The 14,509-nt window shown below is 69.2% G+C and carries 11 protein-coding genes; 9 read left to right on the plus strand and 2 right to left on the minus strand.

Annotated elements, in window-relative coordinates:
- Positions 1-407 precede the first annotated feature (407 nt).
- The 9 genes from WMF31_RS27055 to WMF31_RS27095 all read left to right on the plus strand — a co-directional run bounded on the left by WMF31_RS27055 (position 408) and on the right by WMF31_RS27095 (position 11,694).
- The gene (locus WMF31_RS27055) at positions 408-1,706 is read left to right on the plus strand and encodes a phenylacetate--CoA ligase family protein (RefSeq protein WP_436604710.1); all 1,299 of its coding nucleotides are present in this window, start codon (positions 408-410) and stop codon (positions 1,704-1,706) included.
- 50 nt (positions 1,707-1,756) lie between these two features.
- Positions 1,757-2,515 (plus strand): amidohydrolase family protein, encoded by a 759-nt coding sequence (locus tag WMF31_RS27060; protein ID WP_436604711.1) that lies wholly within the window; start codon positions 1,757-1,759, stop codon positions 2,513-2,515.
- A 15-nt stretch (positions 2,516-2,530) separates the two neighbouring features.
- The gene (locus WMF31_RS27065; RefSeq protein WP_436604712.1) at positions 2,531-3,757 is read left to right on the plus strand and encodes a phenylacetate--CoA ligase family protein; all 1,227 of its coding nucleotides are present in this window, start codon (positions 2,531-2,533) and stop codon (positions 3,755-3,757) included.
- Between the two features lie 38 nt (positions 3,758-3,795).
- The gene (locus WMF31_RS27070) at positions 3,796-5,073 is read left to right on the plus strand and encodes a 3-dehydroquinate synthase II (protein WP_436604713.1); all 1,278 of its coding nucleotides are present in this window, start codon (positions 3,796-3,798) and stop codon (positions 5,071-5,073) included.
- Positions 5,074-5,141: 68 nt separating this feature from the next.
- The gene (locus WMF31_RS27075) at positions 5,142-6,014 is read left to right on the plus strand and encodes a class I fructose-bisphosphate aldolase (protein WP_436604714.1); all 873 of its coding nucleotides are present in this window, start codon (positions 5,142-5,144) and stop codon (positions 6,012-6,014) included.
- Positions 6,011-7,390 (plus strand): aspartate kinase, encoded by a 1,380-nt coding sequence (locus WMF31_RS27080; protein WP_436604715.1) that lies wholly within the window; start codon positions 6,011-6,013, stop codon positions 7,388-7,390. The genes WMF31_RS27075 and WMF31_RS27080 overlap by 4 nt, the downstream gene beginning before the upstream one ends.
- A 197-nt stretch (positions 7,391-7,587) precedes the next feature.
- Positions 7,588-8,748 carry a hypothetical protein gene (locus WMF31_RS27085; RefSeq protein WP_436604716.1) on the plus strand — a complete coding sequence of 387 codons (1,161 nt, stop codon included), beginning with the start codon at positions 7,588-7,590 and terminating at the stop codon, positions 8,746-8,748.
- Positions 8,749-8,911: 163 nt separating this feature from the next.
- Positions 8,912-10,621, plus strand: coding sequence for a glycosyltransferase family 87 protein (locus tag WMF31_RS27090; protein WP_436604717.1), 1,710 nt, complete (start codon positions 8,912-8,914; stop codon positions 10,619-10,621).
- A gap of 101 nt (positions 10,622-10,722) precedes the next feature.
- Positions 10,723-11,694: a decaprenyl-phosphate phosphoribosyltransferase gene (locus WMF31_RS27095; protein WP_436604718.1), complete on the plus strand. Its 972-nt coding sequence runs from the start codon at positions 10,723-10,725 to the stop codon at positions 11,692-11,694.
- A gap of 7 nt (positions 11,695-11,701) precedes the next feature.
- Here WMF31_RS27095 and WMF31_RS27100 read toward each other — a convergent pair whose 3' ends face one another.
- Together WMF31_RS27100 and WMF31_RS27105 are read right to left on the minus strand one after the other, a co-directional pair.
- Positions 11,702-13,045 (minus strand): TCR/Tet family MFS transporter, encoded by a 1,344-nt coding sequence (locus WMF31_RS27100; protein WP_436604719.1) that lies wholly within the window; start codon positions 13,043-13,045, stop codon positions 11,702-11,704.
- 378 nt (positions 13,046-13,423) lie between these two features.
- Positions 13,424-14,398 (minus strand): Rieske 2Fe-2S domain-containing protein, encoded by a 975-nt coding sequence (locus WMF31_RS27105; RefSeq protein ID WP_436604720.1) that lies wholly within the window; start codon positions 14,396-14,398, stop codon positions 13,424-13,426.
- Positions 14,399-14,509 lie beyond the last annotated feature (111 nt).

The following is a 14,509-nucleotide window of genomic DNA, read 5'->3' on the forward strand; positions in this document are numbered from 1 at the left end:
ACCGATCGCCGGACATGCCGTGGACCGGGACAACCGGGAAAGAGGCGGTGTCAGGCAGGACGCCCGATGCGCGCTCGCCAGCGTCTCTCACGGACACGAGGCCCTGGGCGACGCGACGCGAGGCGCCGCCGCGGCGCCCCGGGCACACCGATGTTGATGAGCGGGCGACGTCGATATAGCCCGACCGACGCAGCTTTCGCGTTGAGAGCCAATCTACGCAAATAATAAATCCTTGGCGCCACACGACCCCCCATGGCAGGAATGGGCCACTCGGGGGGAAGGCGCACCTCGCGCCCTCTGGTCGGAAGCGGGGTGAGGATTCGCGCCTCGCAGGGCGGCGAGACGTCGACTCCCGGAAACGAGGTGCCACGAGCATGAGCTCCCTTCTTGAACAAAGGTTGATGTCCATGACGCCCCCGCCCGCCATCTCTCGCTTCCTCTCCGGAGCGGAGCAGGCGGACGGCCTCTCGCCTGACACCCTGACGCGCTACCGCGCGGAGTCGCTCAGGACGATCGTGCAGCGAGCGTACCGCAGGTCGCCGTTCTACCGGGCCAAGATGGACGAGGCAGACGTCACACCCGGGGATATCCAGCAGCCGTCCGACGTGGCCAAGCTCCCGTTCCTGACGAAGACCGAGCTCCGCGGGCAGCCCTTCCGCCTCCTCGCCTGCGACAGGCGGGACATCGCCCTCATCCAGGTCTCCACCGGGACCACCGGCGGCGAGGAGATCTACATGGCGTACACGTGGAACGACTACCTGCTTTATGATCTGGCGCCGCGGTATTCCAGGCTGTTCCCCGTCGGCCCCGGCGACATCTGCCTGAACGCGCTCCCGTACGAGATGAGCACCGCGGGGCTCGCCTTCCACAAGACGTTCATGGATGGCTACCAGGCCACCGTCGTCCCGGCCGGCAAGGGCGGGGCCTACTCGACGCCCCAGAAGACGGTCAAGACGATGCGGGATCTGCGCCCCAGCATCGTCGTCACGAGCCCCTCCTGGGCCATCGTGCTGGCCGAGGAGGCGGCGAGGAGCTCGTTCGACCTGACCGGCCTGCGCCTCAGGAAGATGTGGCTCACGGGCGAGGGGTGCTCCCCCACCCTCCGCCGGCGCATCGAGGGGATGTGGGGGACCACGGCCAACTTCTTCTACGGATCGCTCGAGTGCGGGGTGCTCGGCATCGAGTGCGACCACCACGACGGCTATCACGTGCCCGAGGCGCACGTCATGATGGAGATCGTCGACCCCGAGACCGGCCGCCCCCTCGAGCCGGGCGAGACGGGCGAGATCGTCGTGACAGCGCTGCTCCGCTACGACAGCCCGCTCCTGCGCTTCCGGACCGGAGATCTCGGCTGCATGATCCCGGCCCCGTGCCCGTGCGGGGTCACGATGCCCCGGTTCCACATGAGAGGTCGCGCCTTCGACCAGATCCGGCTCCGTGGCAAGGCGATCTCGCCCGTCCACCTGGAGGAGATCCTGCTGCGGATGCCGGAGGTCGGGGACTGGTTCCAGTTCGTCCTGCCGGCCTCGGACGAGGGGCGCATCACGGTCCGCTGCGAGCTCGCGCGCGGCGTGGAGCGCAGCGCGGCGCTGGCAGAGGCGCTGTCCACGAGGATGCGGGCGGCGACCTCCCTGCCCTTCGATTTCGAGCTCGTGGACGCGCTCCCGCGCGCCGGCGTCAAGGTGGCGCGGCTCGTCCGGGAGTGAGAGGGAGCCGCGAGAGGACAGGCAACCCGAGGAGAGACAGGGGGTCATCGATGATCATCGACGCGCACGCGCACGTGTCTCCGACGAGCTACGGCTCCGCCGAGAACTACCTGGAGCAGCTCGAGCGAGGCGGCATCCAGCAGGGCGTCGTCTGCCCGGGCGGGATGCTGGACGTGCGGCGGTTCAACACGTACATCACCGGCAAGAACAAGCCGGACGCGGTCCCGAAGAACGACTACGTCGTCGAGTCCGTGGAGGCGAGCCCCGCGCTGCGCGGGCTCGCCTGCGTCGACCCGTGCGATCCGGGGGCCGTGGAGGTCGCGGAGCGGTACCTCGACAGGGGGCTCCGCGGGCTGATGGTCACGCCGCTGGTCCACAGGTTCTCGTTCTGCGATGACGTCATGGCCCCCTTGGCCCGCCTCTGCGGCGAGCGGGAGGTGCCCATCTATTCCCACGTGGCGTTCAGGCCGGGGGCGAACACGTCCGACTACGTGGCGCTCGCGCGGCGGTTCCCGAAAACGAGCTTCATCCTGGAGCACATGGGGGCCGGGCACGTCGACAACGAGGCGTCGACCGCGGCCGCCACGCTGGACAACCTCTTCCTGGAGACCTCGCTCAGCAGCTACCTGCAGATCCTCCTGTCGGTGCAGCAGGCCGGCGCGAGCAAGGTGATCTTCGGCTCCGAGTACCCGCTGTCGCACCCCGCCGCGGAGATCCACAAGGTGCTCCTCTTGCCGATCTCCGGCGGCGAGCGCGACAAGATCCTGGGCGGAAACATCCGCGCGCTGCTCCACCTGGAGAGCGCCTGAGCGAGGGGGCGGACCATGGTCTTTCCGGATCGACTTGCGGCCGTCAACCAGGTGCTCGCGCACGCGCGGCGCTCCGAGTTCTACCGGCAGCGCCTGCCCGAGGCCCCGCTCCGGTCGTGGGAGGAGTGGGGGAGAGTCCCGCTGATGACGAAGCGCGAGCTGCGCGAGCAATCGCCGCACGGGGTGGTGTGCGTCTCGGAGCGCGAGCTGCTCCAGTACCACGAGTCCTCCGCGACGACCGGCGCCCCCGTCTCGGTGTGGTACACGGGCCGGGATCTCGCGGAGATCCGGGAGCGGTTCTCCCGGTGGGGGGTCGGGTTCACGAGCGAGGACCGGGTGCTCATCCGCTTTCCCTACGCGCTGTCCACCATCGGGCCGTTCGTCCAGATGGCCGCGCAGCAGCGGGGGGCGTGCGCGATCGCGGCCGACAGCCGGACCACGATCACCCCGCTCCCGCGCGTCCTGGAGCTGATGAGGAAGCTCGACGTCACCGTCCTCGCCACGATCTCGCTCTCGGCGGTGATGATCGCCGAGGCGGCCGATATGGCGGGCCTCGATCCGCGCCGCGACTTCCCTCGGCTGCGCGCCATCTGCTGCGCCGGAGAGCCGCTCTCGCCCCACCGGCGGGCGCTCGTGGAGCGGATCTGGGGAGTCCCCGTGTACGACAACTTCGGGATGACCGAGACGGGGCCTCAGGCGATGGATTGCCGGGAGCGCAGGCTGCACCCCTGGCAGGACTGCTTCCTGATGGAGCTCCTCGACGACCGGCTGGAGCGGAGCGTGGCGCCGGGGGAGACAGGGCAGCTCGTCGTCACGTCGCTGACGCGGCGGGCGACGCCGGTGATCCGGTACGTGACGGGGGACCGGGCGAGGCGCCTCGACGAGCGCTGCGCGTGCGGTGAGCGCACGACGCTCGAGATCCGCGGCCGGGCGGACGACACGCTCTGGGTGCGCGGCGAGCCGTTCGATCTCTGGGACCTCGACGCGATCGTCTCGAGGCTGCCCAGCCGCCGGTTCTGGAGGGCCTCGCCGGCAGAGGACGGGCTCCGCTTCATCGTGGAGCGCGAGCGGGAGGAGGACCGCATCGCGCCGGACCTCCTCGATGAGCTGTCGCGAGCGCACGGCGCCCGCGTGCAGGTGGAGCTCGTCCCCAAGGGGACGCTCTACGACAGGGGCGAGCCCGTCTCGTTCGGGATGCTGGGCAAACCGGTCTATGTGGACAAGCCCGTCGCGCGCGTCTGAGCGCGACATCGCATGACAACTGGAGGAGGGGAACGATCATGAGCATGACACCTGTGACCAACGGCGGCGGCGCCGCGAGCCTCGGCAGCGACAAGGGCGTCGCGGTCACCATGGAGAAGCGCGAGCGCATCCGGCTCGAGCGCGTCGAGGGAGACCGCAACCGGATGGCGGCGTCCGACGCCCTCGTCGTCTGGTTCGACTCGACGAAGCTCGCGACCCCGAGCGACTGCGACGGGATGCTCGAGCGGGTGGTCAACCTGGCCTATACCGGGATCGTCCTCTATCCGGACAACCTGGCCGCGCTCGCGCCCGCCGTCCCGTCGCGCATCCTCAAGGTCTACCACGCCGAGCGCGCCGAGGACCTGGCGCGGCTCGCCCCGCTGCCGAACGGCGGCAAGGACGTGGTGATCGCGAGCCCCGACGTGCAGCTCCTCGGGAAGGCCGCGGAGCTGGGGCACAAGACCTGCTTCCGCGCGTACGTGGACGACGGGGAGAGCCTGCACCAGTCCATCGCGGAGGGGCAGCGCCACGCGTACCTGATGATCCGCTTCCGCGACCCCACCAACATCCCGCTCGAGCTCGTGATCGCCACGCTGCAGGCGACGAACACGATGCTCATCAAGGAGATCAACTCTCCCACGGACGTCGACGACGCCATCGTCACGCTGGGCGTGATGGAGGTCGGAGCGGACGGCGTGATGTTCTCGCCGCGCTCCCACGGCGCGCTGAGCGAGTTCGTCTCGCGGCTCGGCCGGCTGGATCGGGCGGCGGTGAAGCTCGAGGTCGCCACGATCGTGAAGAGCGCGCCGATCGGCATGGGCGAGCGGAGCTGCATCGACACGACCACGCTGTTCTCGCCCACCGAGGGCATCCTCGTGGGGTCGACCTCGCAGGGCGGGATCCTGTGCTGTCCCGAGGTCTTCTTCCTGCCGTACATGGAGCTCAGGCCCTTCCGGGTCAACGCGGGCGCCGTCCACAGCTACGTCTACAACTTCGGCAATCGCACGGATTACATGACCGAGCTCAGGGCGGGCTCCCCCGTGATGATCGTCGACCGCACCGGCAGCGCGCGCCGGGCGAGCGTCGGGCGCATGAAGACGGAGGTCCGCCCGCTGCGCCTCATCGAGGCGGAGTTCCAGACCGGCGAGCGCATCAACGTCATCATGCAGGACGACTGGCACGTACGCATCTTCTCGGACGACGCCAAGCCGCTCAACATCACCGAGCTCCGGCAAGGCGACGAGGTGCTCGCGCACCTCGCCAACCCCGGGCGCCACGTGGGCATCAAGGTCGACGAGCACATCATCGAAACCTGAGCGCGCGGACACGCGCGCTCGCCGCGCGCGCACCACGCGCGCGCTCGCAACGACGGGGGGCTCTTGCCATGGATGGATTTCCGAAGAAGATTCGTTGGTCTCGCTTCCTGGATCGGCGGTGCGGACGCGGCATCATCGTCCCCATCGATCACGGGCTCACGATCGGGCCGGTGGAGGGGCTGGACAGCGTGGCGCAGGTGGCGCGCTGGATAGGGCACCCCGGGATCACCGGCATCATCGCCCACAAGGGCATGGTGGAGCGGCTCGCGACCGCGGGGCTGATCCGGGGCGCAGGCCTCATGATCCACCTCAACGGCATGACGTCGCTCGCCCCGAACCCGAACGTCAAGGAGCGGCTGACGTCCGTGGAGGCCGCGCTGCGCCTCGGCGCGGACGCCGTCTCGCTGCAGCTCAACTTCGACGGGAGCAACGACGCCCACAACCTGAGCCAGCTCGGGGCGGTCGTGGACGAGGCGCAGCGCTTCGGGATGCCCGTGCTCACCATGCTCTACGACAAGGTCCCGAGCGACGGAGAGCAGGCGCGGCTGCAGCGGCTGCGCCACCTGATGCGCGCGTGCGTGGAGCTCGGGACGGACGCCCTCAAGCTCGAGGCGCCCGCCCAGCCCTCGCACGTGCACCAGCTGCTCTCGGGGATCGTGGAGCACACCGCCGTGTTCTTCGCGGGCGGCGCGTTGCGCTCGGAGGACGAGATGATCCGGCTGGCCCAGGAGGTGGTGGCGCGCGGCGCGACCGGGCTATGCGTCGGGCGGAACGTCTTCCAGCGCGAGTCGGCGTCCGCCGTCCTGACGCAGCTCCAGAAGGTGGTGCTCGCCGCGGGCGAGGCGCCGGCGTCCGAGGCCCCGCCCCGGTCGTCGTCCCGCGGCGGCGCCAACGGCACCAACGGCAGGTTGTCGCTCGGCCTGGGAGAGGCGACGAAGTGAGGCCATCGTCGGACAGGCTCCCACAGCGCGGGGCGCGCCGTCCGCTGCTCGTCAAAAAGTTCGGCGGCACCTCCGTGGCGAGCATCGAGCGCATGCGCAACGTGGCGCGCATCGCGCTCGAGAGCCAGCAGGCGGGCGCGGACGTGGTGGCGGTGGTCAGCGCGATGAGCGGGGAGACGGATCGTTTGCTGTCGCTCGCGCACGAGGTGCTCCCGCTCCCGGACGGCCGGGAGCTCGACGTCATCGTCTCGACGGGAGAGCAGGTGTCGGTCGCGCTGACCGCCCTCGCCATCCACGCCGAGGGGGGACAGGCCTGCTCGTTCCTGGGGCACCAGCTGCCGGTGCTCACGGACAGCGCGTTCACCAGGGCGCGCATCCAGGGGGTGAACGACGGCCCGATCCGCAGGGCGCTCGGGCGGGGGCAGATCGCGGTGGTCGCGGGGTTTCAGGGGACCGACGGCTCGAGGAACATCACCACCCTTGGCCGCGGCGGCTCCGACACGACCGCCGTGGCCCTGGCGGCGGCGCTCGGGGCGGACGTCTGCGAGATCTACACGGATGTCGACGGCATCTACACGGCCGATCCGCGCGTCTGCCCGGCCGGCCGGAAGCTCCGGACCATTCCTTACGAAGAGATGCTCGAGCTCGCGTCCCTGGGGGCCAAGGTCCTGCAGGTGCGCAGCGTGGAGATTGCCATGAAGTACCAGGTTCCAGTGCATCTGCGCAGCTCGTTCACGGACGAGGAAGGGACGTGGGTCGTCGACCGCGAGCGCACGCTCGAGGGCAAGGTGCTCACGGGGCTCGCCTGCAGCCGCGATCAGGTGCGGGTCGAGCTCGCCGGCGTGGCGTGCCGCCCGGAGCTGATCGCGGAGGTGACGGGCATCCTGGCGGAGCTCAACGTCTGTGTCGACATGCTCTGCCACCCCGGCGGCGCCCCGGAGAGCGCCCGCGTGGACATCGCCTTCACGCTGCCCGCGGGGGAGCTGCGGCGCGCCAGGCAGCGCCTGGAGCAGTTCGTGACGAGCGAGGGGGGAGGCGAGGTGCGGGTGTCGGGGGGCCTCGCCAAGGTGTCGCTGGTGGGCATCGGGATCCGCTCGCACCCGGGGATCGCCGCCCGCCTCTGCCGCAGCCTGACCCGGCACGGCATCGCCGTGTCGGGGCTGATCGCGAACGAGCTGCGGATCAGCTGCCTCGTGGACGAGCGCGCGGCGGACCACGCCGTCAATGTGCTGCACGAGGAGTTCAAGCTCGGTCCGGCCAGGGAGTGGGCGAGCGGGGTCGAGGGAGAGGCGGGGCACGGATCCCCCGTGAGCACGGCGCGCGGGTCGAATGGCGTGCACGGCGCGCACGCTGGCGCCGACACGACCGAGCCGTAGGCGAGGCCGCGCACGCGGCCCGGGCCGAGGAGCGCGCCGCCCGGGGCGGGCCGCGCTCGTCTCGCCTCGCAGACCAGCCAGCGGCTTCCGGATCGCCGCGGCCACAGCCGCGCGCTCACGCCCGGAAGCCGCGAGTCACACGGCGCGATCGAACACGAGAATTCCCACAACCGATCCCCGGCAAGGATGAGATAGCCATGGCGTACCTCATGCGCTCGTATCGGAACCGCTTCGCTCTGCTGGTGTTCGCCTTGGGGCTCCCGATCGGCGTCCCCGCCCAGGCGCCGGCGATGCCTTGCGAGGAACCGCGCAGCTTGCAGGGCTTCCTCCAGCCGTTCCTCAACGCCTTCCATCGGTATGACCATCATGTGATCGTCTTCCTCGCGGACCATCCGGACTACGAGGCGGTCGAATCCATGATAACCTACCGCGCCGGTCAGCAGCCGTTGATCCGAGCATTCATCACGCTGCGCGACGGGACCCAGATCGATCACTCCAGCGATCGCGAGCTCGTGAGCGATCGGGCGGCGCTCCTGACCGAGCGGGAGATACTGTACCGGCCCATCCATTTCGAGGTGAGCGAGGGCGACGGCGTACCCAGGGTGCAGGTCCGGTTCCGCTCTTACCAGGACGAGAGCATCGTCCTCGACGCCGCGGGGCTGGCCCCGCCATCGCCGGAGCTGGGCGGATTGATCAATCCCGGCGGACATGGCGGCGACCTCGCCATCCTGTGGGCCGAAGCGAGCGCGCCGGTCAGCCCCGAGAGCGTGTTGACCATCGACGGGGTGCCCTTCGCGCTCGGCAACCCGGCGTTCGGCGGCGCCGCCGGCTTCTACTCCGCGGGCTTCCAGATCGGGGCCTTCTACGACGGGCACCTGGAGCTACGGCCCATCAGCGCTCCGCGCCGCATCGCCGTGGGTGAGCGGTGGGTGTACCGGGATAACCTCGGAAACCGGCATACCTACGAGATCGCCGACATCGACGGCGAGCAGCTCACGGTACACAAGACGACCACCTCGCCTGCCTTGACGGAGGAGATCCTCACCGCAGGGATCGTGGGCGGACAGCTCGAGCTCCGCTCCGTCCGCGCCACGGGGCGTGTCGGAGACGAACTCCCGATTCCACCCGCGCCGGAGGGCCTCACGCTGGATCTGTCGGCCCCCGGCGGCTTCTCGATATCCCTGGATGAGCACGCGGATCTCGTGACCGGCATCGCCTCTCCTACCGAGCAGCGCGCGCAAACGGTATGGACTCTGCAGCCCGTCGAGCCGCCCTGGACCGCGAGCCAAACCGTGACTGCCTCCGTGACCTTGAGGCGGCGCGTTTACTCGATCGACAGCCAAACTGGCGAGCCCTGAGCGTGCATTCATGCGTGAGCCACAAGCCGATGAGCCCGCGGCGAGCCGGCCTTCCGGGTCGGCACGCCGCCGCGAGGCGCGACGACTGGACCGACGCGCGGGCGGCGTCGCGCACGGCTCGCTGTCAGCTCATCCGAGCACTGCGATCAAGGAGAGCACGTCCATGAGATATGCTAGGATCTTCATCGCGCTGGTCGCCACCAGCACTGCGTCGCCGATCGTGCTGCACGCGCTGTGGCGACCGATCGGCGCCGCGTCCGGGGCCTTCGAGCGCGTTTCGGTATCGCTCCTGACGCTCGTCGCAGTCCTGATCCCGCTCGCCTGCGCGATCGTCTTCGCGATCCTCTCAAACCACCCATCGGGCGGGCGCGCGACGCAAGGAGCAGCGGTGTTGCTCGCCGGCGCTGCCGCGATAGGGATCGGCGCGACTCGCGGCGTCCTGCTTCCGCTCCTCGTGCCGCTCGCCGCGGTCCTCGCGATCTCCGGCTTCGGCCTGCCCTGGGTCGCGAGCCACCTGCCGGAGTCGATCGACATCACGGCTCGGCGGCGCCGCCTGCTCGCAGGGCTGTGGGCGGCGCTCGGCGTCGTCGTGGTGCTCCAGACCGCGCGATTGAGCGTTTTCATGGCCGATCCATCATCCGTGAGCGCCTCGCTGGTACCGGAGAGCGCGTTCTTCGTGCGCCATGCCTGCCTTGGCGCATACATCAACGCGGCCGAGCTCAGCCGTCATGGCGTCGCGAACGTCTACCAGGAGCCGCTCGCGTCGAGTGGCCTCCCCTCGCCCTCTCCGTCGGCCATTGATATCGCGCCATTCATGCTCGAGGCCTACCAGTATCCTCCGCCCTTCTTGCTCCTTCCGCGCCTCGCCACCCTCTTCACGCGAGATTTCTTCGTCCTTCGCACAGTATGGTTCGCTGTCCAGGCGACGCTGCTCGCCGCCGCGCTCCTCGGCCTGGCCCGCTGGATCGGCGGGAGGGAGGGCAAGGTTGCGGCGCTGCTCGCGCCGCTGGCATGGGTCTCGCTCCCGAGCCTCCTGGGCATCCAGCTCGGCAATTTCCAGATCAGCGCGATCGCATTGTCCGTCCTGGCCATGGTCGCCTTTGAGAATCGCCGTCCGGCGATCGGGGGAGCGCTGCTCGCCTTCAGCATCCTCTCCAAGCTCTGGCCCGGCCTGCTCGTGATCTACCTGCTCGCTCAGCGGCGCTGGCGGGACGCCGCCTGGGTTCTTGGCTTCGCGATCTTCCTCACGGTCGCCTCGCTCATCGTGCTCGGACCAGGTCCCTTCGTCGCGTTCGTGAGCTACCAGGTTCCACGCCTCGCCAGCGGTGAGGCGTTCGGGTTCATGGGCCGGTCCGCGGCAGCCCTGGTCGGAAACTACTCGGTCTTCGGAATACCATTGAAGCTGTCGGCGCTCGGCGTGCCCGGTATGTCGCTTTCGCTATCCTCTTCCGTCACCTGGTGTTACACGGTGCTCGTGCTCGCCCTCGCGGTGATCGCCGCGCGCCGGCTCGACGACCGCAGGCTGCCCGATGACCGCAGGTTGAAGGCGTGCGCGTGGCTCGCGCTGCTGAGCCTCGGCGCGCTGCGCGCGCCGTTCGCGCCCGGCTACGTCATCGTCTCGACGCAGTGGCTGATGACGCTGCTCGCGGCGGAGGTGCACGACCGTCGCGCCGCCCTGGCCCTCGTCGCGACATGGCTCATGATCTCGACCACCATCCCACCGATGGCTCTGCCCGTCGGGATCGTCCTCTCCATGGTGGCGCAGGGCACGGGCTTCGCGCTCCTCTTCTGGAGCATCCTTCGAAGGCGCAGGCCGGTCACCGAGCCGCGAGCGGCCGACCGGTATGATCTTGCGCTGGAATCCTCGGCCTGAGCAGCGGTGATGGAGAAGCGGTTCAAGCGGGCTGGTCGCCCCACGGTGGACCGCTGTCTCCACGCCCGACCAGACGACGACCTTTCCCATCCAGGAGGATCATGCATCCCACATCACCACACAGCCAAACAAACCTCGATCCTGGTGCGCGAGCCGGCACGCTGGCGGTGGGGCCTCGGCCGGGCGCGGCCGTCGCGCTCCTCCGCGCCATGCGGCCGAGACAATGGACGAAGAACCTGCTGCTCTTCGGCGGTTTCCTCTTCACGGTGAACGAGCGGTGGACCCCGTTCACCGAGAGCATGTGGACCCACCTCGGGCGCGCGGCCGGCGGATTCCTGCTGTTCTGCGGCCTGTCGAGCGCTGTCTACCTGCTGAATGATCTGAAGGACATCGAGCGGGATCGCCTCCACCCGGTGAAGCGGAACCGGCCGTTGGCGTCGGGGGCGCTGCCCCCTCGCCTCGCCCAGCGCGCGGTTGTCCTGCTGACTCTCGTGACCGCGGTGCTCGGCTACGCCTTGAGCCCGCTCTTCGCCGCGCTGTGCGCGTGCTACTTCCTCATGCAGTTGCTCTACACGTTCGCGCTCAAGGAGATGGTCATCCTCGACGTGCTCGTCATCGCGCTGGGATTCGTCCTGAGGGCGGTAGGCGGCGCGGTGGTGCTCGGCGTGGACATCTCGCCGTGGCTCTACACGGTGACCCTCCTCGGCGCGCTCTTCTTGGGCCTGGCGAAGCGCAGACATGAGCTGGTCGTCCTGGGCGACGCCGCACAGCACCGCCCGATCCTGAAGGAATACACGAGAGGAATGCTCGACCAGCTGATCGGGATCGTGACCGCGGGGACGATCATGGCGTACTCGCTCTACACCTTCACCGCCGCCAATCTCCCCGCGAATCACCTGATGATGTTGACGATCCCGTTCGTCATCTACGGCGTGTTTCGGTATCTATACCTGATACATCTCCGCCAGGAGGGGGGCAGCCCCGAAGAGGTGCTCCTGCACGACCGTCCGCTCATTGGAGCCATCCTGCTCTGGGCGTCGAGCGCCGGCGTCATCCTCGCCTTCTTCCGCTGAGCCCTCATCACCGTCCTCGCGACGCGGCATCGCTGCCCGCGTCGCGGAGTCCGCGACGGCCGGGCGCGCTGTCGATCGCCCCCGGTGCCGCGGCCGAAGCTCCGCGCCCGGGGAGCGCGCCACCTCGACGCCCGGCAGCAGGCCGACTCGGGGCTGACATCCGGAGCGCCAGCAGCAGCCCGGCAGCGCTGAAGCAGGCGGCGGCGAAGAACGGCGCGCCAGGGATATGGGGTTCGGCGCCAGGAGGCGCGTAGCGCGCGAGCAGGCCGCCACCGAGCAGCGGCCCGACGATGGCGGTCAAGCTGGCCATGGTGGCCAGCGATCCCTGGAGCTCGCCCTGCTGGGAGGACTCGACCTCGCTCGAGATCAGCGCCTGCGCAGCCGGCGCGGCGACGCACCCGAGCGAGCTCGGCAGGAGGACTATGTACATCCACAAGCCGCTGTCCGCCAGGCCGAAGCCTACGAAGCTCACCGCGCCGAGCGCGAGCCCGAAGAGCAACGAGCGATGCTCACCGACACGGGGAACCATGACGCGGATCAGCGCGCCTTGCACGACGGCCATGCCGAGGCCCGCCGCCGCGAGCGAGATGCCGATATCGAGCGGCCGCCATCCGAAGCGCGCTGCGGTGAACAGCGGCCACACGCACTGCAGGATCTGCTGCGCCATCTGAACGCAGAAGATCGTGACGGCGAGGCCGAGCAGGACGGGTCGCTGCCCGAGGCGCGCGAGAGACGCGAGCGGATTGGAGCGGCGCAGGGAGAAGGGGCGGCGCCTCTCGCGTGGGAGCGATTCGGGGAGCACGAACAGCCCATAGGAGAAGTTGAGGAGGTTGAGCCCCGCCGCGACGAAGAACGGCATGCGCAGGTGCATGTCGCCGAGGAGCCCACCCAGCGCCGGACCCAGGACGAAGCCGAGGCCAATGGTGGTTCCAATGAGCCCGAAGCTCTGAGCGCGCCGCTCCGGCGGGGTGACGTCGGCGATATACGCGCTCGCCGCCGAGAAGCTTGCGCCGGTGATCCCCGCGATCATCCTCCCGACGAAGAGCCAGCCGAGCCCCGGCGCGACCCCGAGCAGCGCGTAGTTGATCGCTGCGCCGAGCAGGGAGCTCAAGATCACCGCGCGCCGGCCGAAGCGGTCGCTCAGCGCGCCGAGGATCGGCGCGAAGAGGAACTGCATCGCCGAGTACAGGGCGATGAAGGCGCCGTAATACCCCGACGCGGCGCCGACGTCGCCGCCCAGAAAATTGCTGACGAGCTGCGGCAGCACAGGGAGCATCACGCCGATGGCCAGCCTGTCGAGGAGCACCGTCGCCAGGATGAATGCGACGCTCGCGCGGCGTCCCGGGCTCATGGCGCGAGCCCGCCTGGAGAAAGCTGCCGTGCGACGAGGGCCCGCAAGGCATCATCTCCAGCGAACGCTGGAGATGCGCAGGCACACGGAATGGCCATGAAAGCACCCCCCTGGAGCACCGATCACGTTGAACAAGCGAGAGCTCAACCGCCAAGACACCAAGGACGCCAAGAATTGATTCTCTCCTTGGCGTCCTTGGCGTCCTGGCGGCTCGAATTTCTGCACTTTTCAGGCGGTTCCAACCCGTTTGTCGCCCTAGCCAAATACTACAGAATACGAGTCCAGCGCGGCGCGACCGGCGCCTACCGCGAGCGGGATGCGAGGCGACCGGAGGCCGCGGGCCGCCCCATCCGCCCGACGAGGTCGTCGATGCAGACGTCAGCACGCCTCGATGAAGCTCGCGCGCGGGAACTCGCGCACGTACTTCAGGTACTTGGCGAGGTGCCGGTCGGCGGCGACCAGCACGCCTTGCCGGAAGCGGATCGTGGTGAGGACCCGGTCGTCCTCCTCCAGGAGCCTCGCGGTGAGCGCGCCGATCGCGTCGAGCTGCCGCTCGGCGGCCAGCCGCTCTTCCTCGGACTGCGGGTCCTCCTTGCGCACGGCGACCACGGAGAAGACCAGGGTCTCCCCGGGACGGAGCGGCGTCCCGCTGAAGAGCGTGAACGACTCGCGGCCGCCGTCGTTCCGGTAAAGCGAGAAGGTGTTCGCCCCCGTGATGAGGCCGTGCCGCTGCTTGTTCGGCTCGGTGATGGTGTACTCGATGCCGTACTCCCTGACCTGGATCATGTCCGGTTCGACGATCGGAATGTTGTGCAGGGCGCGCAGGTGCTGGAAGTCGAGCCCGTTGGTCACCGGCAGCCACGGCTCGTACGGGACGATGCCGTTCGACTGGGTCCTGTAGACGAGCCCGCTCTCCTCGGCCCTCGGGACGCGAGGCGGGTCGAACAGCGGCTTCTCCCCCGTGAACGCCCAGACGAGCCCCCACGCCTCGGCGCTCGGGTACGTGAAGATCCGGGCCCCGGGCGGGATCTTGCCCTCCGTGGGGATCTGGACGCACTTGCCCGACGTGTCGAAGCACCAGTGGTGGAACGCGCAGCGGATCTGCCCGTCGACGACGTCGCCGACCGACAGGTCGGCGCCGAGGTGCGGGCAAAAAGCGCTCTGGACGACCGGCTGACCCGCGGCATCTCGGTAAAGGACGACGCGGCCGCCCAGGAAGTCTCTCCCGAGCACCTCTCCGCTCTTGAGCTCGCTGCACAGGGCCAGCGGATACCAGCCCAGGTGATACGCCTGCTCCTCCCCGTGCTCGCGCAGACGCCCTCGCTTCTTGAGATTCGTGCTGACGATACTCATGCGCCCTCCCCGCACACGCGTACGCGGCTCGAAATCGCGAGCGAGCGCGCACACGCAAACTCCCCCACTTTATCGAACGTCGATTCTTAAGCCACCAGAGTGAACATGTCA

The organism is Sorangium sp. So ce1036, assembly GCF_051369805.1.
Classification (GTDB): Bacteria; Myxococcota_A; Polyangia; order Polyangiales; family Polyangiaceae; genus Sorangium; species Sorangium cellulosum_F.